Source organism: Pedobacter roseus (assembly GCF_014395225.1).
GTDB classification, from domain to species: domain Bacteria; phylum Bacteroidota; class Bacteroidia; order Sphingobacteriales; family Sphingobacteriaceae; genus Pedobacter; species Pedobacter roseus.
Map to the genome: position 1 here is coordinate 5,940,431 of NZ_CP060723.1, position 21,285 is coordinate 5,961,715.

Genomic DNA, 21,285 nt, shown 5'->3' on the forward strand with positions numbered 1-21,285 from the left:
ATGGAACAACTTTTACTACTTATATTTCTTCCGCTTGTAGGTGCAATCATTACTGCATTTACTGGTAAGTCGGCTAAAATAGTTTCTACCGTATTTTCGGTGGTTTCTTTGGTGTTGGCTTTGGTTATCGCCTGTAACTTCATTCCTAATGCAAATACCCAGTTTGAGGTTAATTTGCCATGGATTGCCGAATTAGGTATCAACTTCCATGCGGGTATCGATGGCATTAGCATGCTTGTGGTATTGCTAACCAATTTATTGGTGCCGATCATTATCTTATCGAGCTACAAACACGATTATAAAAATCCTGCCGCATTTTATGGCTTGATTTTATTTATGCAATGCGGCCTTTTGCTGGTATTTACTGCGCTTGATGCTTTCTTGTTCTACATCGGATGGGAAGCTGCATTAATCCCGATTTATTTTATCTGTGCCATCTGGGGAGGAAAAGACCGTATCCGCATCAACATGAAATTTTTTGTGTACACCATTGCGGGTTCATTATTTATGTTGATGGGTATCATTTACCTTTACCTTCAAAACCCGGCACACAATTTTGATATTCAGGCATTTTACGCTTTAAATTTAGATAGTGCACAACAGGGATGGATTTTCTGGGCTTTCTTTATTGCTTTTGCCATTAAGATGCCGATTTTCCCTTTCCACACCTGGCAGCCAGATACCTATACAGCAGCTCCTGCTCAGGGTACGATGTTGTTATCGGGTATCATGTTAAAAATGGGTATTTATGGCGTAATCAGGTGGTTATTACCAATTGTTCCGGCAGGCGTTCACGATTGGGGGCAGTTAGCCATCATTTTATCAATAATTGGTATCGTTTATGCGTCGTTAATTGCTTTTACCCAAAAAGATGCAAAACGTTTGGTAGCCTATTCATCAATTGCACACGTTGGCTTAATCGCAGCGGGCATCTTCGCTTTCAACCAGCAAGGCATGCAGGGCGCCATGGTGCAGATGTTGAGTCACGGTATTAACGTAGTAGGTTTATTCTTCGTCCTGGATATCATCTTCAGCCGTTTAAAAACAAATAAAATTGAAGAGTTAGGCGGAATTGCCAAAGTAGCCCCTCAATTGGCAATTGTATTCTTAATTATCGTATTAGGAACAGTAGCTTTACCAGGAACAAACGGATTTATAGGTGAATTCTTATTGTTAATGGGTGTTTACAAATATGGCATCTGGGCAGCCGCCATTGCAGGTTTAACCATCATTTTCGGAGCGGTTTACATGTTGCGCATGTATCAAAATGTAATGCTTGGCGAAACCAACAGTTTAACCATCACTTTCACCGATATTAAAGGAACTGAAAAATTGGTTCTTTATACTATATGTGCATTAATTATTGTTCTGGGTGTTTATCCCAAACCAATTTTGCACTTAACAGAGGCATCTGTACAACATTTATTAGAACAGGTAAATCAAAAATTAAACACAGTAAATTAAGCAATGAATATTATTATAACCATTAGTATAACAGCTTTTATAGTGCTTTATGCAGGTTTGTTTAAAGCAAATAAAGCATTACTACCACTTACCGTTGTTGGCTTACTTACTGCACTAGGATTTACTTTCTGCGCCTGGAATGGCAATGCTGTTCATTTCGGAATGATGCAGACTGATAACTTCGCCTTAGCATTCTCTGGTGTATGTATTATCGGTACGCTTTTGATCTTCTTATTAACACAAAACTATTTTCACGCCAAAAGCGATAACATAGCCGAATATTATACCCTGATCCTTTTCGCCCTAGCAGGGATGATCATGATGGTATCGTATAAAAACATGGCGATGTTGTTTGTAGGCTTGGAAATCATGTCAGTGAGTTTGTATATCCTTGCAGGTATCCGAAAAAAGGATTTTGCCTCTAACGAAGCTTCTTTAAAGTATTTCCTGATGGGTGCTTTTTCAACAGGCTTTTTGTTATTTGGTATTACTTTAATCTATGGAGCTACAGGTTCATTCGATTTAGATAAAATCCAGGCCTACCTGGTTGACCATAATACTTCAGTTTCGCCGATATTTTATCCTGGTGTGATCCTGATGATGATTGGCCTTTGCTTTAAAATTGGTGCTGCTCCTTTTCACTTCTGGACGCCTGATGTATATGAAGGTTCGCCATCTTTGATCACTACTTTTATGAGTACAGTGGTTAAAACTGCTGGTTTTGCTGCTTTTTTAAGATTATTTGCTGGTTCATTTGCCCCACTTCACGATTTCTGGGTTGCACCTTTAATGGTTATCGTTTGTTTAACCTTGTTTATCGGAAACGTAACGGCCCTGTTCCAAAAAAACTTCAAAAGAATGCTGGCTTATTCCAGTATCTCACATGCGGGTTACTTGTTATTTTCATTGATCGTATTAACGAAAAACTCTGGAAACAATGTTTTGGTTTATGCAGCGGCTTATACTTTTGCTTCTATTATTGCATTTGCGGTATTGATCCTGGTTAAACAAAAAACAGGTAGCGATAGCTTCGAAAGTTTTAATGGTTTAGGTAAGAAAAATCCTTTAGTGGCTTTATCACTTACCATTGCCATGCTTTCTTTAGCCGGTATTCCATTAACTGCAGGTTTTATTGGAAAGTACCTGATGTTCCTTAATGTAATGACCCAGTATAAAACTTTATTAGTTGCATTTGCTATTTTAAATGCACTGGTGGGCTTTTACTATTATTTTAAGGTAATTGTGGCTGTTTGGTTTAAAGATGGCGCTGAAACAGAGCTTTCTACCCCTGTACAATATAAAGTTGTATTGTTGGTATCAGTAGTAATCACACTTATTTTAGGTATTTACCCTGCAATTATTTTAAACCTGATATAGGTATGCTGTTGTTTAATAATTATTTGTAGTTTTACGAATAATTGAATATGCACGATTTTTGGAATAACCTGCATCAACTACTTGACCCCGAAAAATTATTGAGGGAGGGCGGTTTCTATCTCGTCATGTTCGTAATCTATGCAGAAACGGGCCTATTCTTTGGTTTTTTTCTTCCCGGTGATTATTTACTGTTTTTGGCTGGCATGTTTGTGGCAACCGGAAAGTTAGATGTTAATATTGCCGTGCTGTTAGCAGGTTTATGCATAGCAGCAATTTCAGGCAATTTTACAGGTTATTGGTTCGGGCGAAAAACAGGACCGGTATTGTATACCAGAAAAGACAGTTTCTTTTTTAAGAAACGTTATTTGAAGGCAGCAGAAGATTATTATAACAAACAAGGTGCCTTTGCGCTGATAATGGGAAGATTTGTACCGATTGTTAGAACTTTTGCACCGATTTTTGCTGGTGTGGTAAAACTGGAGTTTAAAAAGTTCGCACTTTACAACATTGTAGGTGGTGTGCTTTGGATCTGCTCCTTAACTTTACTGGGCTATTTTTTAGGCAGAAGGTTCGAAAAAGAAATTACCGATTATTTATTATATATTATTATTGGCTTTATCCTTATTACAACTATACCATTATTAATTACCTTTGTAAAAAGTAAAGTAGTGAAAGGTCCTGAAGAGGATAAAACAGATTTAAATTAAAAATGGCAAAAGACGATCATCACGCGTGGCATAGCGTATCCCCTGGGCATAACGTTCCGGAAATTGTAAACGCAATTATTGAAATTCCAAAAGGTTCAAAAGCAAAATACGAAATAGATAAAGAATCAGGTCTGATTAAATTGGATAGGGTTCTTTTTTCATCAGTAATGTACCCTGCAAACTATGGCTTTATTCCGCAAACTTATTGCGATGATAAAGATCCATTAGATATTTTAGTTCTTTGTTCAGTGGACGTATATCCAATGACATTGATTGAGGCGAAAGTAGTAGGTGTAATGCATATGGTTGATAACGGAGAACAGGACGATAAAATTATCGCTGTTGCCGCTCACGACATGTCGGTAAACTACATCAACGATTTAGATGAGTTACCTCCACACCAAATGAAAGAAATTGTTCGTTTCTTTCAGGATTATAAAGCATTAGAAGATAAAAATGTAACTATCGAACATTTACTTGGTGTTCGTTATGCGCATAAAGTAATTAAAGAAAGCATAGAACTTTATAACACAACATTTAGAGAATTAGCTTAATGGATTTACCCACGGTCTGTTTGTTTTTAAATTCAGCGTTAAGTACAATATTACCACCAACAAATGTAGTTTTGGTTGCCTTACAGGAACCAGATACAGCATCAGTTGGCTGGCGCTTGTTCTTCGCCTTGTTTTTGGTACTGTTAAACGGATTTTTTGTGGCAGCAGAGTTTGCCATTGTAAAAGTCCGCGCATCACAAATAGAAATTAAAGCAAAATCAGGCAGCCGTGTAGGTAGAATGGCCAAAGGAATTATCCATAATCTTGATGGATACCTGGCCGCCACACAGCTAGGCATAACGCTTGCATCACTTGGCTTAGGTTGGGTGGGTGAAGGCGTTATGCATACTATCTTTAAAAATCTTTTCGACAGCTTACAATGGGGTTTGAGCGATGCTTCCATTCATACCGCATCAACCATTGTAGCCTTCTCGTTAATTACTATCATGCACATTGTTTTTGGTGAGTTGGCGCCAAAATCATTCGCGATACAAAGACCGGTAGCCACAACTCTTTTCGTTTCTATACCGCTCCAGTTATTCTATGTGGTATTCCGCCCGTTTATCTGGACTTTGAATAGCCTGGCTGCTATTATCCTCAAACCTTTTGGCATTGATACCTCAGCCGGGCATGAATCAATCCACAGTACCGAAGAATTACAATACTTGCTTGATCAGGGTAAAGAAAGTGGTGCCTTAGATAATAATGAGCACGAACTGATTAAAAATGTGTTCGATTTTAACGAGCGTGTGGTGAAGAATATCATGGTGCCGAGGACCAAAATCTCGGGCATCGAATTAACTTCTCCGAAAGAGGAGGTTATAGATACCATTATTAAAGAAGGGTACTCCCGTTTGCCTGTTTACGATGACGTAATGGATAAAATTGTTGGTATTATCCATGCAAAAGATATTTTGCCATTGGTAGCAGCCGGGAACCAAACCTGGACAGTAAATGATATTATCCGCAAACCTTATTTCGTAACAGAAACCAAAAAAATCAACGATCTGATGAGCGAACTGCAAAGCAACCGCATACAGATTGCCATTGTATTGGATGAGTTTGGTGGTACGGCTGGTATGGTTACTTTAGAAGATATTGTTGAGGAACTGGTTGGAGAGATCCAGGATGAATACGATGAGGAAAAACCATTGGTAGAAAAGGTTTCGGATAATGAGTTTATCGTAAATGCATTTGCAACCGTTTATGATGTAAACGAACATTTGCCACACGATTTGCCCGAAGATGAAGATTTTGATACCGTAGGTGGTTTGGTTTCTCACGTTTTTGAACGTATTCCAGAAGTTGGCGAAAGCAACGAATCGTATGGCTACCTGTTTACCATTCTTAAAAAAACAGAACAGAATATCGAAACCATTAAGTTAGAACTGGTGATCAATAAATCAGATATGGTTGATAATCATTAATTTCAACAATGCATATTTTTTACACGCCAGATATAACCCAAAATACTTACACCCTTAACGAAGAAGAAAGCAAACATTGCGTTAGGGTATTGCGCCTCACTGTTGGCTCAATCGTAAATCTGGTTGATGGTAATGGTGGTTTTTATACCGCAGAAATTACTTCAGATAACCCCAAAAAAGTTACATTAGCTATATTAAAGGTAGAAACGGAATTTCATAAGCGAAACCATTATTTACATATAGCTGTTGCACCAACCAAAAATATCGATCGTTTAGAGTGGTTTTTGGAGAAAGCTACTGAATTGGGAATCGATGAAATTACCCCAATCATCACCGACCGATCTGAACGTAGGGTAGTAAAAGAAGACCGATTAAATAAAGTGATCACTTCTGCCGTAAAACAATCAATCAAAGCTTATCATCCCAAGTTAAACGACGCTATTTCTTTTGATGCTTTTTTAAAAGAACCATTTGAAGGAGAAAAGTTAATTGCTCACTGCATTGATCAGGGAGAGAAACAATTCATCTCGAAATTGGTGTCACCATATCAAAAATACCTCATACTTATTGGTCCCGAAGGAGATTTCACACCAGAAGAAGTTAATTTAGCTTTGAACAAAGGCTTTAAAGCACTAACTTTAGGTGATAACAGGTTGCGCACCGAAACTGCTGCTCTAGCTGTTTGTTTTGAAATCAATTACCTTAACCGATAGTAAGTTTGAAGTTTTCAATTCCCAGTTTTCATTTTTCAAAAAAGTTGAGGCTTTTAGTTTTCTCCTTTGGTCTTTCGGCTTTCAGCTTTATGCTTTTCGCTTTCATTCCACCTACTTACCGCATGGCCAAATTAAAATACAGCGGTGGTGGCGATTGGTATGCAGACCGTACAGCACTACCTAATTTAATTGCCTATTGCAACACCAACCTCAAAACCAATTTTTACGCCGAAGAAAGTATTGTTGAAGTGGGTTCTAAAGAAATTTTTAATTATCCCTTTATTTATATGACAGGGCATGGTAATGTGGTATTCAGCGATCAGGAAGTGAAAAATTTAAGGCAGTACCTTACCGGTGGAGGCTTTCTCCATATTGATGACAATTACGGTTTGGATAAGTTTATCAGGCCACAGATGAAAAAGGTATTTCCGGAACTGAGCTTTGTTGAATTACCTGCTAATCACGCCATTTATAACCAGAAATTTAAGTTCCCCTCGGGTTTGCCAAAAATTCATGAACATGATAATAAACGTCCGCAGGGATTTGCCTTGATTTATAAGGGAAGGGTAATTTGTTACTACACTTACGAGTGCGATTTAGGCAACGGTTGGGAAGACTTTGGTACTTATCCTGAAGATACACAAGAAACGCGGACAAAAGCACTTAAAATGGGCGCTAATTTGGTTCAATATGCCTTAACTCAATAAGCCATGTATAAAGTAAAAGTAAATGATCAGTTTTTATTCGAAATTGAGAATAAGGATTCAGCTTTTTTAGTAAATGGAGAACAGGTTCAACTCGATGTGAGTACGCTTGGCCATAACAATACCCATGTTCTATACCAAAACAGGTCTTTTAATACAGAACTTGTTGAAATAAATAAGGCTGAAAAAACCTGTAAAATAAAGGTTAATGGTAATACTTACCAGATCAGTATCGAAGATCAGTTTGATGTTTTGTTAAAGCAGCTTGGATTGGATAATTTAACCTCTAATAAAATTTCTGAAATTAAAGCCCCAATGCCTGGACTGGTTCTTAAAGTATTGATTGAAGAAAATACAGAAGTGAAAAAGGGAGATAATCTACTTATCCTCGAAGCCATGAAAATGGAAAATATCTTGAAATCATCAACAGATGGCGTAATAAAAAAGGTATTGGTTAAACAGGGAGATAAGGTAGAGAAAAACCAGATTTTGGTTCAATTTAAGTAAACAAATTTTTTTACCTCGGGATATCGTCATTGCGAGAAGGCTTTTTCAGCCGACGAAGCAATCTTATACCTATGGGTTATAGCGATTGTTTTAAGTTTGCTTCGTGTGCCTATCCTTATAAGTAAAAATAGCAGAGTGCAATGTACTTTAGATGACGAGTTTCTTTTTATTATCCGATAACCAAAGTATACTACAAAATACAAAGCAAAAAAAAGTCCCGATTTATGATCGGGACTTTTCTATATTATTTACCTCTGCTAACCCTGTAAGGTTTTGGAGGTGGAGTTTTAAAACTTCTTTTTCCGGAAGTACTGATCTCTGGAGCACCAAGCATCGTCATGGCACAACGGAAACCAACTTCTGCCGATGATTCATCCTGTTGCATAAAACGGCGGGTTGCAGGGTTTAACCAGTAAGCCATATCGTTCCACGAACCGCCTTTGTAAACTCTCGATTTATCGTTTACCAGGGTTACACCTTCTTCATTAAGTAAAGTGTTTTGTCTGTCACGGTACCCTCTTTGATCGGCTTGATAAGTACTAGATGCTGCTACTGCAGCCTGTGGATCTGTAGATTTTGAGATTGAATCAGAACGTTTAGCCTGCGCTTGTTTTTCTGCCCAGGTTTGTTTTCTGCCTGAATAAGCATTTTCCTTAATTGGATTACCATACTTATCCAAAGCAATTTTTCCGCTTTGCGAATCTTCTAACTTTTTGTTGGTGAAATAGTTACCACGATAAGGGTTAAACGCATCAGCATCAGTAAATGTAGCTGTTCTGTAAACGTCGTTAACCCATTCATTTACGTTTCCAGCCATGTTATACAAACCGAAATCGTTTGGTGCATATTGAATAACCGGAACCGTTAAATCTCCTTTATCATTCAGTGAACCACCAACACCCATATAATCTCCGGGAGCCCTTTTAAAGTTGGCCTGAATCATACCTCTGGTTTTCTTTTTGGCCGAACTAACACCTAAACCGTTCCAAGGGTAAATTTTATTCTGATTAATATTTTCGTATTCTGTATTTCCAATTAAGCCTAATGCAGCATATTCCCATTCAGCTTCTGTTGGTAAACGGTAAGGCTGCATAATTACGCCATCTTCCAAAGTTGCCGTTCTTCTTGGCTGACCGTTTCTGCCTCCTGTAGCTGCAGCAGTTCCTCCTGCGGTTGTGGTAGCTGCACCAGCTTTTGTATTATAGTCAATAGGTGCATTTCTACCTATATCATTGTATTGATTGTTAAGATAGGCATCAGTATTATATGGCTTATCTGGTTTCGGGGAAGCGGCGGCCGTAGCAGCATTGTTCCCTCTTGCATTACCCGCAAGTGTTCTATAATCAGTTAAGATCCCTTTTTCACGCAAAATGAATTCGTTTGCTCTTGAGGTCCTCCATTCGCAATAACGTGAGGCCTGCTCCCAGGAAACACCCACAACAGGGTAATCACGGTAAGCCGGATGCCTTAAATAATTATCAACGTAAGGTTCGTTATAGGATAAAGACTGGCGCCAAACCAAAGTATCAGGAAGTTCATTGTAATAATATTCACGATCTTCAGGGAAGTTATACCTGATCCAGTGCAAGTATTCCAACCAATCAGTATTCGATACTTCAGTTTCATCCATGTAGAAAGATGGAACGGTAACCTGTCTTTTGTAGTTATAGATATTAGGCTCAACACCCGGTACTTCGATGGCACTACCACCTACTACCAAAACCCCGCCTTCAATTGCTATTAAGCCTGGCCCCGGTGCTCTTTTATATTTGGTTGCTACAGCAAAGGCACCAGATTGGTTGTTTTTGCTTTTCCTGTCTGCATAAGGAATACCCGTTTTACTTGAACTGTTCCCGCCTTTTGAGCTACAACTCGAAAGCAGGGCGGCTAGTGATAAACAGGTAAAAGAATATAGTAATAGTTTTTTCATATAATACATTGGAAATATCGCCAATAGGCAATTCAGACGATAAAATTAAACAAATTTTAAATGAATATATAAATTATGTGACAATAAAATATCGATTATATTTTTAAGCCTTAACGTATTATTTTATATCGTATTGTGTCTCTTTGTTTTTTAAACGGAATTTTAGCTAAATAATTATAAATAAGCAATATAAAATGTAAATTGAGGGTTGCAAAACATAAATATAAATAGTGATGCATAACATATTCACATTTGTATTAATTTCTAATTTTATTTGATAAATCTATCGGTCGATCGGGTTTAGACAGCTGAGTCATTGTGGAGATTAATTATTTTGTTCGCAAACACACATAACCGGATAACAATTACAGAGATTGCAAATAATTTAACCATATTTGGTTTAAGGATATTTGGCTACAAATGCGCTAAATTGTTTAATAAAAAATATTTAAAAAGATCAAAATGATTTCGTTTACAGGCTAAATGGCTATAAATTTGTTGCTTACGATTTATGCTGTCACACCCCTATGTAAAAATCGTAGGTTTAATTAGTAAATAATGCTAGAATTCGTAATTTGGTAAAATATAAGTTTTGGTTTTACGTTACAGAGTATATCTCATTTATTGCTAAACACCAAGATCTAAAATTACGTACCTTTAAAGGATGAATTTCAAGTACATCAGTAAACTTGCTTTTTCTGCAATCTCAATGGCTTTGGTGTTTGGTAAAACAAACGCCCAAGTGGTTATAGGCAATAATACACAACCCAACGGCAGTGAGTTAAACAATATTATAACAGCAGTTCCATTTCTGCTGATTACCCCCGATGCCCGTGCCGGAGCAATGGGCGATGCGGGTGTTGCGGTTGCCGGAGACGTAAATTCGGCCAGTATAAACGCTTCTAAACTTGCTTTTTTGGATAAACCTTATGGTTTTTCTGTTTCTTACAGTCCATGGTTAAAAAGTTTGGTTCCGGATATCAACCTTGCTTATTTAAGTGGTTTTTATAAGTTAGACGATCGCAATACCATTGGCGCTTCATTGAGGTATTTTTCGTTAGGTTCTATCCAGCTTACTGATATTAACCAGCAGGATCTGGGTATTTCGAATCCAAGCGAACTGGCATTTGATGTTTCTTATGCCCGCAGTTTTGGCGAAGAATTTTCTTTGGGAACCTCTTTGAGATACATTAACTCCAACCTGGCATCAGGGCAATTTTCATCTTCAGGGCAGGTGCACAGCGGAAATGCTTTAGCGGTTGATATTTCAGGATTATATAAAACATCAACAACACTTTTTGGCAAACAGGCTATTCTTTCTGCAGGTGCCAATATCTCAAACATCGGAACTAAAATGAGTTATTCTGATGGTGGTGAGAATTTCTTTTTGCCTACCAATTTTAAAATAGGCGGTGCATCTACCTTCACAATGGATGATTTTAGCACCTTAACATTTGCGCTTGATTTTAATAAACTGTTGGTGCCAACACAGCCAATATACGATTCGAACAACAATATTATAAGCGGTAAAGATCCTAACCGTTCGGTACCTGCCGGTATTTTTGGTTCGTTTAGCGATGCACCCGGTGGTTTTAAAGAAGAATTGAAAGAAGTTGGGATTTCAACAGGCCTTGAATACTGGTACAATCAGCAATTTGCCGTAAGGGCAGGTTACAATTACCAGAGTCCAATGAAAGGCGATAGCCGTTACTTTACCTTAGGCCTTGGCCTAAAATACAACGTATTTAATATCGATTTCTCCTATTTAATTGCAAATGCACAAACAAGTCCGCTTGCAAATACCCTGCGTTTTGGTCTATTGTTTAACTTTGGCGACAAAAAGATTGTTAAAAAGTAATTTAGCCGATTAACAGTTTTGAGCAATTATTAACCAAAATTTCCATGAAAATTAGAGTAGGTTTCGGATTTGATGTGCATCAGTTAAAAGATCAGCATCCTTTTGTTGTAGGCGGTGTTACATTAGACCATCATAAAGGTGCGTATGGACATTCGGATGCCGATGTTCTTCTCCACGCCATTTGCGATGCACTGTTAGGTGCAGCCAATTTACGCGATATCGGTTTCCACTTTAAAAACACGGATGACCGTTGGAAAGGGATCAGCAGCATTATTTTATTAAAAGAAACGGTTAAACTATTGGCCGATAAAGGATGGCAGATTGGTAATATTGATGCCATGCTTTGTTTAGAGGCGCCAAAAATTAATCCACATATTCCTGCCATGCAACAGAATATTGCTGACGCAATAGGTATTTCCACCGAAGATATTTCTATAAAAGCAACTACTAACGAGCAGATGGGCTTTATCGGCAGGGAAGAAGGCGTTGTTTCTTATGCCGTTTGTTTGATAGAAAAGCCTTAATTAATTTTACGGGCGGTTAAATAAGAAATCGGTAGACCAATACAAAAAATTAGGATTACAGCATTTAAAACAGCTTTCTCGTAGTGGAATGGTGTTGCTGGTATTTTGGTAAGCGGAACAATTATTAAGTTCATAACCGTCCAGACAACTAAACCATAAATAACTCCTGATAATATAAAATGCTGTTTAAGCAAAGCTATTTTTGTACTCGCGAAGGTATAAAGCAGCGTAAAGCTAAAGGCAATGAAATAGTGTAATGTTAAACCAATTATGGCTGTTTTAATCCCACCTGTAAAAGCTGCGTTCCCTAAAACGGCACTTGCGATATATTGAAATACACCGGTAAAATTCATTTTTGCCAGGAATATTACTGCCGCCAGGCCATCCAAAGTTCCGGCAATGAGTGAGATCAAAAATACCTTTTTTAATGAAAATGTGTTTTGGTTAGAATTTTCCATTAACAATAATAATTATTTTTAAATGACTTATTATTAATTGGTTATGTTTTTTAAATAGATGGGAAAAAAAGTCAAGTTTTTAAAAAAAAACTTGACTTTTTTTATGTTGACTTCCGAAGTCTGCCTGCGATCATGCCATGATACTTTGGAAGTAAGCCTCATTTTTAAGCTGTTTGCTCTTTTACGTTACCTGTTCTTTTTAAGGTCCCCCATGTTTCTAACTCACCTTTTATCGCTTTTCTGAAAGAGCGGAACAGCACTACGTACATCAATTGTCTCCAGAAAAAACGTTGTGGGAAAATGTAAAGTAAGTTGGTATATTTCTCTTTTTCCATTCGGAAGGCAATGGCGGCGAAGAACATATCTACCACAATAAAAATGATGTAGTAAAATAGCACTTGTCCAAATCCATTATGCAGGCTTAAAATGCCCGAAAAGCCGGTTAGTGTTAAATTGTTGATGGCACTTAACGAAAATAATCCACTTATTAAGGAAATCAGCATGAAAAGATCGGCAAGTGGGGAAAATAAAGGTAAAATGATCTGATAAATCAGAATATTAGGCATGCCCACCATTCCAAAATAGCCATACTTTTTGTTAAGCAGTGTTTTTCTGTTTTTCCAGAAACTTTGCATTACTCCAAAACTCCAGCGGAAACGTTGTTTCAAAAGCATATTTACCGTTTCTGGCGCTTCTGTGTAAGCAATTGCGCTATCGCAGTTTTTAACTTTATAACCTGCTTTTAAAATGCGCATCGTTAAGTCGCAATCTTCAGCGAGGGTATCGACAGTGAAACCGCCGATTTCAATGATTACGTTTTTTCTAAAGGCACCAATTGCTCCCGGAACAACAGTAATGGTATTTAACAGGTCGAAGGCCCTTCTATCCATATTCTGAGCTGTAATGTACTCAATAGATTGCCATTTGGTAATGATGTTATTGGCATTTCCAACTTTAACCGTTCCGGCAACAGCTGCAATTTTTTCGCTATAGAAATAGCGCATCAGTTCGGTTACCGCATCATCTTTTAGTTGCGTGTCCGCATCAATACAGATTACAAACTCAGAACTTGCTTTTGAAATACCATAATTTAAAGCTGATGCTTTACCACCATTTTCTTTTCTGAAAACCTTTACTTGCGGGTGATTGCCAAAATGTTCGTTAATGATTTCAAAGGTTTTATCCTTCGATCCGTCATCAACAAAAATGAGCTCAAAATTGGGATAAGTAGTTTTTAAGAGGCTATTAATGGTTTGTACAGCCGTAACTTCTTCATTGTAAGCGGGAATAATGATACTCACTTGCTCAGAAGGATTGGCGATTAATTTGCCCACATTACGTTTTGCTCTTTTTCGTTGTCTAATGGCCAGGTAAGCGATAAATATGGTTCTTAAAATGGCCAATACAATGGCAACAGAAAATATGATGTTCAAAATCATGTTTCCGTAGTAAAAGAAATTAATGAAAAAATAGTCTCCAGAACCGCTGAAACCGCTATTTGCTGTTGATTTAACCGCAGGCATCAATTCTGATCTTTTTTTGCCCATTAAATCGCCAACGGTGGTAAAAGTATATCCTTTGGCTTTAAAGAATTTGATAATCCTTGGCAAAGCGGCAACAGTAGCCTCCCGATTACCCCCTGCATCATGCAACAAAAGGATGTTCCCATTTTCATGCTGTTTTACCACTTCATTAAAAATCTGATCGGCAGTTTTTCCAGGCTGCCAATCTTCCGGATCGATGTATTCACCGATGTTGATATAATTTTCTTTTCTGCTTTGCGCAACCGGCAAAATTTCTGAAATGTTCTGAGGTTCGGCATCGGCATTAAACGGTGCGCGGAACAAAATGGTGCTGTGGCCTGTAACGGCTTCAATTAAACGGCGCGTGGCGTTAAGCTCAAATTTTACCCGTCTTGGGCCGATAGCCGACATGTCGGGATGGAAAAAAGTATGGTTTCCAATTTCGTAACCATCATTATATTCCTGCCTTAACAATTCCATATTCTGCTCGGCCATAATACCCACTACAAAGAAACAGCCGGGTACTTTTTCCTGTTTTAAAATGTTTAGTACCTGTGGGGTATAAACCGGATCAGGACCATCATCAAAGGTTAAAGCAATTTTTTTATCCGCTTCTCCAAATCTTTTTATAACATATTGCTCAGGAAGGCGGATGTATTTTTGATCCGCAATAGAAAAATTGTCTTTATTTAAGGTAAACTTTACGCTGCCTGGAGTAGGGGTAGAAATCAGGTCCAATATTTCGCCATCACCTAAATAAGAAATACCGCCCATATTTAGTGAAGAAATTTTGCGCAGATCGAAAGGCTTTTTCTTTAAAGTATCAAGGCTAAGGTCATTGGAAATGAAAGACCATAAACGTTTATCTTCTGATCCTAAACGCCATAAGGCAATACCGGCAATATCCCAGTCATCAGCCTTGCGGATTAGGTTAAAATAAGTGGCCGCATCGGTAAAATATACTTCGTGTTTAATGCCACTTCCATCATTATAGCTATAATTTAAATTGGCCGATTCGGGGTTAAAGTTAATTTTGCTTTTGTAATTAACCGCTGTAGTCATGGCTTGTTCGTAAGTAATTGGTACGCCAATGCTATTTTTTGGCCAATCATAACCGTAACAGGCTAAAGCCAGGATAACCTTATCTGCATCTACCTTGCTACAGATATCGTCCAGCTTTTCTTCCACCCACTCCTGGTGTGAAATGTCGCCGGCATTACTTTGATCAGTATGCTGGTCATAAGCCATTAAAACAATGTAATCATTATAGTTTTGAAGGATTTCTGGCTTATAATCATCGTTTTCTGGCGAGATATCCTGCGAAACGATCAGTTTTTCTGCATGAAACTGGGCGTATAGGTTTTTCATGAAATTGTTAAAACTATCGCTGTTTTCAAGGTTAAGCTCTTCAAAATCTATGTTAATGCCACTATAGCCATATTTTTTAGTGATCGCGATCAGGTCGTAAATCAACTTTTGCTGTGCCGGTTGATTGTTTAACAGGCGTTTTACCGCCGCACCATCCCAATGATCTTTGTTGTAATTGGAAACCACTGCAATAGCCGATTTTTTGCCATTGTGGATTACTTTCAATGCAGCTGTATCTACCTTGTCGACAATAGAATCGCCGTTTAAAAAGAACGATTCGGTTGCCACCATATCCAAATGGCTGATGTTGCGTTTTAAATCTGATATAGATGCGTCTTTACTTCCTGCCCAACTTACATAAAAAGCCATATTGATGCGCTTACTGTTGCCACGGTGGGTTAAAATACGGTGCTCGCGGTCTTTCTTGATTTTTTGAAGTTTCGATTTCTCGATCGTAAAATCCTTGTACTGCTGCGATTTTTTTAACTTATCTAATTGCTTTTGCGTTAGCGGCGTATTCGTATCAATAAAAGGCAAATTGGGTGCCTGTACCGATGATAAGGTATATACTACGCAGATGATTGCGACGATGAAAACTAAAAAGAAAGTGCGGCTTACCCATGTAAAAGTATTCCAGCGTCTTTTAGTCTCAGTTTGAAATATTTGTTTTCCGGACATTTTTCTGTTCTGATTTATGATCAAAAGTCACTAACGAATATGAAGATTGGATGAATGATGAAATGAAACGGCTGGGATGAGTGATCGTTAGTTTATCCTAAGATACTATTTTATGGTTGTATTTCTAAGCAGACATAAAAAAGCCGGCAAATTTTGTTAAAAATGCCGGCTTCAAAATATAAATTATATAAACCTCTACTCTTCTAAATAACCAAATCTTCCCTGGTTATAATCTTCAATGGCCTGATGAATCTCAGCCTCGGTGTTCATTAAAAACGGACCGTACTGAACAATAGGCTCATCAATAGGCTGACCGCTCAAAATAAGTAAAACACTATTTTCTGAAGCTTCAACCTTAATTTCTTCACCTTTGTTGTCGAAATAAATAAAGTGATCAGCTGATATATTTTCAGATCCGTTGATTTTTACTGATCCTTCAATTACCATAAAGCCGGTATTAAAATTCCCTGGAAAGTTAAAGACAGCTTCTCCGCCCTTATTTAATCTCGCATTATACAGCTCAATAGGGGTAAAGGTGGTGGCGTTACCTTTTATTTTTTGATAATTACCTGCAATGATTTCGATTTTTCCTCTGTTTTCTGGTAAATCAAAATGAGCCAGATCAGCCTGTTTAATGGCCTGATATTTCGCTTTGCTCATTTTATCTTTTGCCGGAAGATTGATCCAAAGCTGAACCATTTGAAAAGGACCGCCCGTTAAACTGTAATTTTCTTCATGGTACTCTTTATGCAGTACACCACTTGCAGCAGTCATCCACTGTACATCGCCAGGATATATCACTCCACTGTTCCCGGAGCTATCGTGATGCGCAACGGCACCATGATAGGCAATGGTTACGGTTTCGAAACCCCGGTGCGGATGAACACCAACACCTCTTGGGGTTTTCCTCGCAGAAAATTCAATTTTAGAGCCATAGTCCAATAAAAAAAATGGACTCATGTTAATTTCATAACCGCTTGGGAAAAAGTTGTGTACCCTAAATCCATCGCCAACCATGTGCGGCGCAGGGGCTTTAAGTACATTTTTTATTTGTTTTGTTTCCATGATTGGAACCTTTCTGTTATGCGTTTGGCGCGCATTACGCTAATCGCCAAACGCCTATCGCTTATACGCTTTTCACAAACTGCAATTCACCCAAAAGGCGAACCTCTTCACTTACCATTACACCACCGGTTTCTAAAGCAGCATTCCAGGTTAAGCCGAAATCAGAACGGTTAATTTTTCCGCTCAAAGTAAAACCAGCTTTCGTATTTCCCCATGGATCGGTAGCAATACCGCCAAATTCTGCAGTCAATTTTACTGGTTTAGTTTCGCCTTTGATAGTTAAATCACCTTTAACGATATAATCGCCACCATCTTTTTCTACTGCACTAGATTTAAACTCAATGTGAGCAAATTTTTCGGCATCAAAGAAATCGCCGCTTTTTAAGTGGTTATCACGGTCGGTATTTCCGGTGTCGATAGAATCGATATCACCTTTAAAAGAAATTTCAGCATTTTCGAATTCATCACCTTCAGAGGTTAATTCTGCCGAAAAAGATTTTAAACTACCAGTTACAGTAGTAATCATTAAGTGTTTTACTTTAAATTGTAATTCGCTGTGGGTTGGATCTAATGTCCATTTTGTAGTTGCCATATCTTTTGTTTTTTAGGATGTTTAATATTTACATCACAAAAGTACAGTACAGGGTTTGATTGGGAATTGATGTATGGTAAGTAATTGGAAATGATTGAATGATAGATGGATTGGATGATAGAAATGTTGAAATGTTAGTGGTTGAAAAGTTGAAAGGTTAGATTTAATTAAGACATTCAATCATTCCAAAATCACTCATTCAAAACTCACTCATTCAAAACTCACACATTCAAAACTCACACATTCAAAATTTTCTATGGTCTAAAATGTTTATTGGCCAGTTCTTTTCTTACACGGCTGAGTGATTCGGGGGTGATGCCCAGGTAAGATGCGATCATCCATTGCGGCACGCGAAGGGTAAGGTTTGGGTAAAGTTTAATGAAATCCAGATATCTTTCTTCAGCGGTGGCGCTTAAAAGCATATTGATCCTTTTTTGCATAAAACGGATTGAATTATGCAGCATGGTTACATTTAAGGCTAACAGGCAGGGAACTTTACGGGAAGCTTCGCTCATAAAATTATCGGGAACGATAACTGCTTCGGTAGTTTCTATCGCTTCGATAAAAAAATCAGAAGGTTCATTATGCATCTGGTTGCGGTCGGAAACAAACCAGTTTTCAGGGGCAAACTGAATGATATGTTCTTTACCCTTCGAATCGATAGAATAAGACCTTAAGAGGCCTTTACCCACGAAAAAGCCATATTTTAGCATATCTCCTTTAAACTGTATGATTTCGTTTTTCTCGAATTTTTTAACTTTTAGCGAAGCGGAAATGCTATCGAATTGCTCATCAGTTAATTCTATTTTTGATTGAAAGTATTCCTTAAACTGGTGAATCATAAAGATAGGCGTTATTTTTTTACGGGCTTAATATCGGAAAAATCTACGCCACATTTGCAATTTCCACCACAGCCATCTTTTTTTACCTGTAAAGATTTAAAAACCAAACGGCCAACATATACCAATGCTACCGCAAAAAGTAAAAAGACTAAAATCGTTTGAATATCCATAATACAAATATAAGTGCTTTTAGTGTTTTGGTGTTCAGGTGAATGTAAATTATTGCTGGGTATTTTACCACAGAGAAAACCGAGTTTTATAAGGGGTACAGTGAGCGGGTTTAGAGATGTTTTGCCACGGATTCATAAAAAACACTGAGGGATATTACTTAGGCATTGTTTTCCGTGCCATCCGTGTCTCCGTGGCCGAATGGTTGTTGAAGATTTTAGGTGTAGTTTTTTTGTTTTGCCACGGATTCACAGAAAACACGGAGGGATATTACTTAGGCATTGTTTTCCGTGCCATCCGTGTCTCCGTGGCCGAATGGTTATTGAAGATTTTAGGTGTAGTTTTTTGTTTTGCCACGGATTCACAGAAAGCACGGAGGGATATTACTTAGGCATTGTTTTCCGTGCCATCCGTGTCTCTGTGGCCGAATGGTTATTGAAGATTTTAGGTGTAGTTTTTTGTTTTGCCACGGATTCATAGAAAACACGGAGGGATATTACTTAGGCATTGTTTTCCGTGCCATCCTTGTCTCCGTGGCCGAATGGTTATTGAAGATTTTAGGTGTAGTTTTTTTGTTTTGCCACGGATTCACAGAAAACACGGAGATTGTTTCTCTGTGTACCTGTGCTTTTTTCTTTGTGTACTCTGTGGTTAAGAAAACAGGTATTATTCCTCCATAAAACCTATTGTACCACCAACCCAATCGAAATTGGCATTATAACGTACACCAATCATTTTGCCCCTGCTTAATCTGGCCAGGTTAATACAGAGTTGAGGCTCACCACCATCAGGCCATAAATACATCATCCTGATTTCGGCCTTTACTCCACCGTCTGGCGCCTGAACAGCGGGTTCATAATTTACTTTCCGCTGCAAAATCCAGTTTTCAGGATCTTTGATATCAGTAACGTCTGCTTCGGTTACATCGATAATAACGCCCATACCAGCGAAAGAAAATAAGGGCTTTAATACATAGTTTTCTAAATCGCCAGGAATTGTTTTTACCTCATTTAAAAAACGTGTTTCGGGTACGAATTCGCTTTTTAGAAATGGCATAGTATATTTACTGATGCGGTAAAACCAATTGGGATGTGTTACCCACTCTACATCGAGCTCTTCACGCGGATCGAAACTGTTTTTAAAAATTTCGGTGTTGTTGGCAACTTCGTCGAAAATTAAACGGTTATAAATTCTTTTTAGCTGAATCTGATTGCCATCTTCTTCGTAAAACAGTTGTTTGCCTATTTTTTTAATGTCTTCGAGTGCGAGGATCTTAATACCCAATAATTTTTGGGTGACAAAAAAATCGATAGCGGTTTTTTGATTAGGGGCATCAACATCCATTAAAGCAACCTCTTCTGGCTGGTGTTTTCCAATAATTACTTCCTTAAGCAGTTTAGTGTACTTTTCCTCGTCAAATCCGTTTAAAAAATAATTTACGGAAGTATCTATGTCGAAATTGGCCTTAAAAGTTTTAGCTAAATGGTGCTGAAAACCATATAAAGAAGGGAAACCCTGCATTTCAATCAACATAGGCGTGAGTTCCCCATTTTTATCTTTGCAGATGCCAAAATCGAAGGTTAGAAAGTGTGGCTGCTCGTTTTCATTGGGAACAATCCAATCTACTGGGATTGCCTTTTGGGTAAGCGTTTTAAAATTGGGCTGTTTAATCAGTTTTATAATTTCCTCTCCGGCCGCAATCAATTTTTCCTTTAAAGCTTTTGGTATAAAAATAGGAGTTTCTGCTACCCTGAAAGGAATTTCAGGATAACCCTGACTAAGCTCTTTTAAAAAGTTCTGATACTTTTCTGTGGTAAACTGTTGGTTGTATTTTTGGCGTTGAGCAGGTATCATAGGTTTTTATAGTTTTCGTCATTGCTACAAAAAATCGTCATTGTGAGTTTGCGATTTATCATCGAAACAAAGCAATCTTTTATGTTGTAGAAAAAGATTGCTTCACCCATTCGCTCAATCCACTTCTTCAGTTCGCAATGACGACTGTTTTTGCAAATCTCCAATTGCTTTTTGCAAAAAATTAGGTAAAATAATACTTTGGGTAAGCACAATCCTTGCCGGATCGTCTAAACTGTTTAACATATCGAGGTATTTCTGCTCCCCGTGCATATCGCTAATTGCTTTTTTCTTTTCGTCCTGAAGCAAATACATTTTCATGCCCACCGGATCGGCTTCCGGGTGAAATTGTGTGCCAATAATTTCATCTGAAAAGCGGATCGACATCATACAACGTTCTAATTCGATATGTTTACGTTCTTTCTCAATGGCTAATAGTTTAGCTCCTTTGCGTTCAAAAGCTTCAAAATCGGGTTCAATCACCTGCCAGTCGCGGCTGTCAACAGAAAAGAAAGGATTGGTGATGCCATTAAAAATTTCATCTTTTTCTCCATCTTCGGTCAGTGTAATCGGGAAAATCCCAAAAGCATTCGACCTCCGCTCAGTCACATTGCCCAACTCATATTTTCTGCAGGCCAATTGAAAGGAATGGCAGATTAAAAAAGCATATTTTTTTCTGTGTTCGCTTTTTTGATTAAAAGCTTCAATCTGGTCGAGCAGGTTAAAGAAATCATTTTCCCATTTCTCTCCTTTGCTTTCAATCGGGCTCCCTGGTCCACCGCTAGAAATATAAGCATCATAGCCGATGCCTGGTATTTCGCCTTTTTGCCTTAAATCAAAAATATCAAAGATTAAATCGATATTGTTTTCAATTCTGAAACGGGATAAAATTTCCTGAATCCCCCGCATACCCTGATTAGGTGCGCCGTTATTCATGTCAATAACGGCTACCTTTAAGCTTCTTTTATCCATTTT

General features: G+C 38.0%; 19 protein-coding genes. 10 read left to right on the plus strand and 9 right to left on the minus strand.

Annotated features, from left to right (window positions below):
- From H9L23_RS24640 to H9L23_RS24675, 8 genes are all read left to right on the plus strand, one after another.
- Window positions 1-1,464: a complex I subunit 4 family protein gene (locus H9L23_RS24640; RefSeq protein ID WP_187592771.1), complete on the plus strand. Its 1,464-nt coding sequence runs from the start codon at window positions 1-3 to the stop codon at window positions 1,462-1,464.
- Window positions 1,465-1,467: 3 nt separating this feature from the next.
- A complete protein-coding gene (locus H9L23_RS24645; protein ID WP_187592772.1) occupies window positions 1,468-2,841 on the plus strand; it encodes an NADH-quinone oxidoreductase subunit N in 1,374 nt (457 codons plus the stop codon).
- A gap of 47 nt (window positions 2,842-2,888) precedes the next feature.
- The gene (locus H9L23_RS24650) at window positions 2,889-3,548 is read left to right on the plus strand and encodes a DedA family protein (RefSeq protein WP_187592773.1); all 660 of its coding nucleotides are present in this window, start codon (window positions 2,889-2,891) and stop codon (window positions 3,546-3,548) included.
- Window positions 3,549-3,550: 2 nt separating this feature from the next.
- Window positions 3,551-4,102 carry an inorganic diphosphatase gene (locus H9L23_RS24655; protein WP_025146339.1) on the plus strand — a complete coding sequence of 184 codons (552 nt, stop codon included), beginning with the start codon at window positions 3,551-3,553 and terminating at the stop codon, window positions 4,100-4,102.
- Window positions 4,103-4,218: 116 nt separating this feature from the next.
- The gene (locus tag H9L23_RS24660; RefSeq protein WP_449428110.1) at window positions 4,219-5,529 is read left to right on the plus strand and encodes a hemolysin family protein; all 1,311 of its coding nucleotides are present in this window, start codon (window positions 4,219-4,221) and stop codon (window positions 5,527-5,529) included.
- A gap of 8 nt (window positions 5,530-5,537) precedes the next feature.
- The gene (locus tag H9L23_RS24665) at window positions 5,538-6,242 is read left to right on the plus strand and encodes a 16S rRNA (uracil(1498)-N(3))-methyltransferase (protein ID WP_187592774.1); all 705 of its coding nucleotides are present in this window, start codon (window positions 5,538-5,540) and stop codon (window positions 6,240-6,242) included.
- An 89-nt stretch (window positions 6,243-6,331) separates the two neighbouring features.
- The gene (locus tag H9L23_RS24670; RefSeq protein WP_187595575.1) at window positions 6,332-6,949 is read left to right on the plus strand and encodes a DUF4159 domain-containing protein; all 618 of its coding nucleotides are present in this window, start codon (window positions 6,332-6,334) and stop codon (window positions 6,947-6,949) included.
- Between the two features lie 3 nt (window positions 6,950-6,952).
- The gene (locus H9L23_RS24675) at window positions 6,953-7,453 is read left to right on the plus strand and encodes an acetyl-CoA carboxylase biotin carboxyl carrier protein subunit (RefSeq protein WP_187592775.1); all 501 of its coding nucleotides are present in this window, start codon (window positions 6,953-6,955) and stop codon (window positions 7,451-7,453) included.
- A 244-nt stretch (window positions 7,454-7,697) separates the two neighbouring features.
- Here H9L23_RS24675 and H9L23_RS24680 read toward each other — a convergent pair whose 3' ends face one another.
- Window positions 7,698-9,383 (minus strand): SUMF1/EgtB/PvdO family nonheme iron enzyme, encoded by a 1,686-nt coding sequence (locus H9L23_RS24680; RefSeq protein WP_187592776.1) that lies wholly within the window; start codon window positions 9,381-9,383, stop codon window positions 7,698-7,700.
- Window positions 9,384-10,047: 664 nt separating this feature from the next.
- Here H9L23_RS24680 and porV point away from each other — a divergent pair.
- On the plus strand, window positions 10,048-11,241 hold the full coding sequence (gene porV, locus H9L23_RS24685; protein ID WP_187592777.1) for a type IX secretion system outer membrane channel protein PorV: 1,194 nt from the start codon (window positions 10,048-10,050) through the stop codon (window positions 11,239-11,241).
- Between the two features lie 44 nt (window positions 11,242-11,285).
- Window positions 11,286-11,765 (plus strand): 2-C-methyl-D-erythritol 2,4-cyclodiphosphate synthase, encoded by a 480-nt coding sequence (gene ispF, locus H9L23_RS24690; RefSeq protein ID WP_187592778.1) that lies wholly within the window; start codon window positions 11,286-11,288, stop codon window positions 11,763-11,765.
- Here the strand turns inward: ispF and H9L23_RS24695 are convergent.
- The 8 genes from H9L23_RS24695 to H9L23_RS24730 form a co-directional block, all read right to left on the minus strand.
- Entirely contained in the window at window positions 11,762-12,223 is a 462-nt protein-coding gene (locus H9L23_RS24695; protein WP_187592779.1) for a DUF1440 domain-containing protein, read from the minus strand. The two genes, ispF and H9L23_RS24695, sit on opposite strands and share 4 nt — an antisense overlap.
- 164 nt (window positions 12,224-12,387) lie before the next feature.
- Window positions 12,388-15,792, minus strand: a complete 3,405-nt coding sequence (locus tag H9L23_RS24700) for a glycosyltransferase (RefSeq protein WP_187592780.1) — start codon at window positions 15,790-15,792, stop codon at window positions 12,388-12,390.
- A 195-nt stretch (window positions 15,793-15,987) separates the two neighbouring features.
- Complete coding sequence (locus tag H9L23_RS24705; protein ID WP_187592781.1) at window positions 15,988-16,857, minus strand: pirin family protein; 870 nt, start codon at window positions 16,855-16,857, stop codon at window positions 15,988-15,990.
- A gap of 61 nt (window positions 16,858-16,918) precedes the next feature.
- Window positions 16,919-17,449 carry a YceI family protein gene (locus H9L23_RS24710; RefSeq protein WP_187592782.1) on the minus strand — a complete coding sequence of 177 codons (531 nt, stop codon included), beginning with the start codon at window positions 17,447-17,449 and terminating at the stop codon, window positions 16,919-16,921.
- Window positions 17,450-17,703: 254 nt separating this feature from the next.
- Window positions 17,704-18,291, minus strand: a complete 588-nt coding sequence (locus H9L23_RS24715) for a Crp/Fnr family transcriptional regulator (RefSeq protein WP_187592783.1) — start codon at window positions 18,289-18,291, stop codon at window positions 17,704-17,706.
- Window positions 18,292-18,302: 11 nt separating this feature from the next.
- Window positions 18,303-18,461: a FeoB-associated Cys-rich membrane protein gene (locus H9L23_RS24720; protein ID WP_082458743.1), complete on the minus strand. Its 159-nt coding sequence runs from the start codon at window positions 18,459-18,461 to the stop codon at window positions 18,303-18,305.
- Between the two features lie 664 nt (window positions 18,462-19,125).
- Entirely contained in the window at window positions 19,126-20,313 is a 1,188-nt protein-coding gene (locus H9L23_RS24725; RefSeq protein ID WP_187592784.1) for a hypothetical protein, read from the minus strand.
- Between the two features lie 114 nt (window positions 20,314-20,427).
- Entirely contained in the window at window positions 20,428-21,282 is an 855-nt protein-coding gene (locus H9L23_RS24730) for a type 1 glutamine amidotransferase (protein ID WP_187592785.1), read from the minus strand.
- Between the last annotated feature and the right edge of the window lie 3 nt (window positions 21,283-21,285).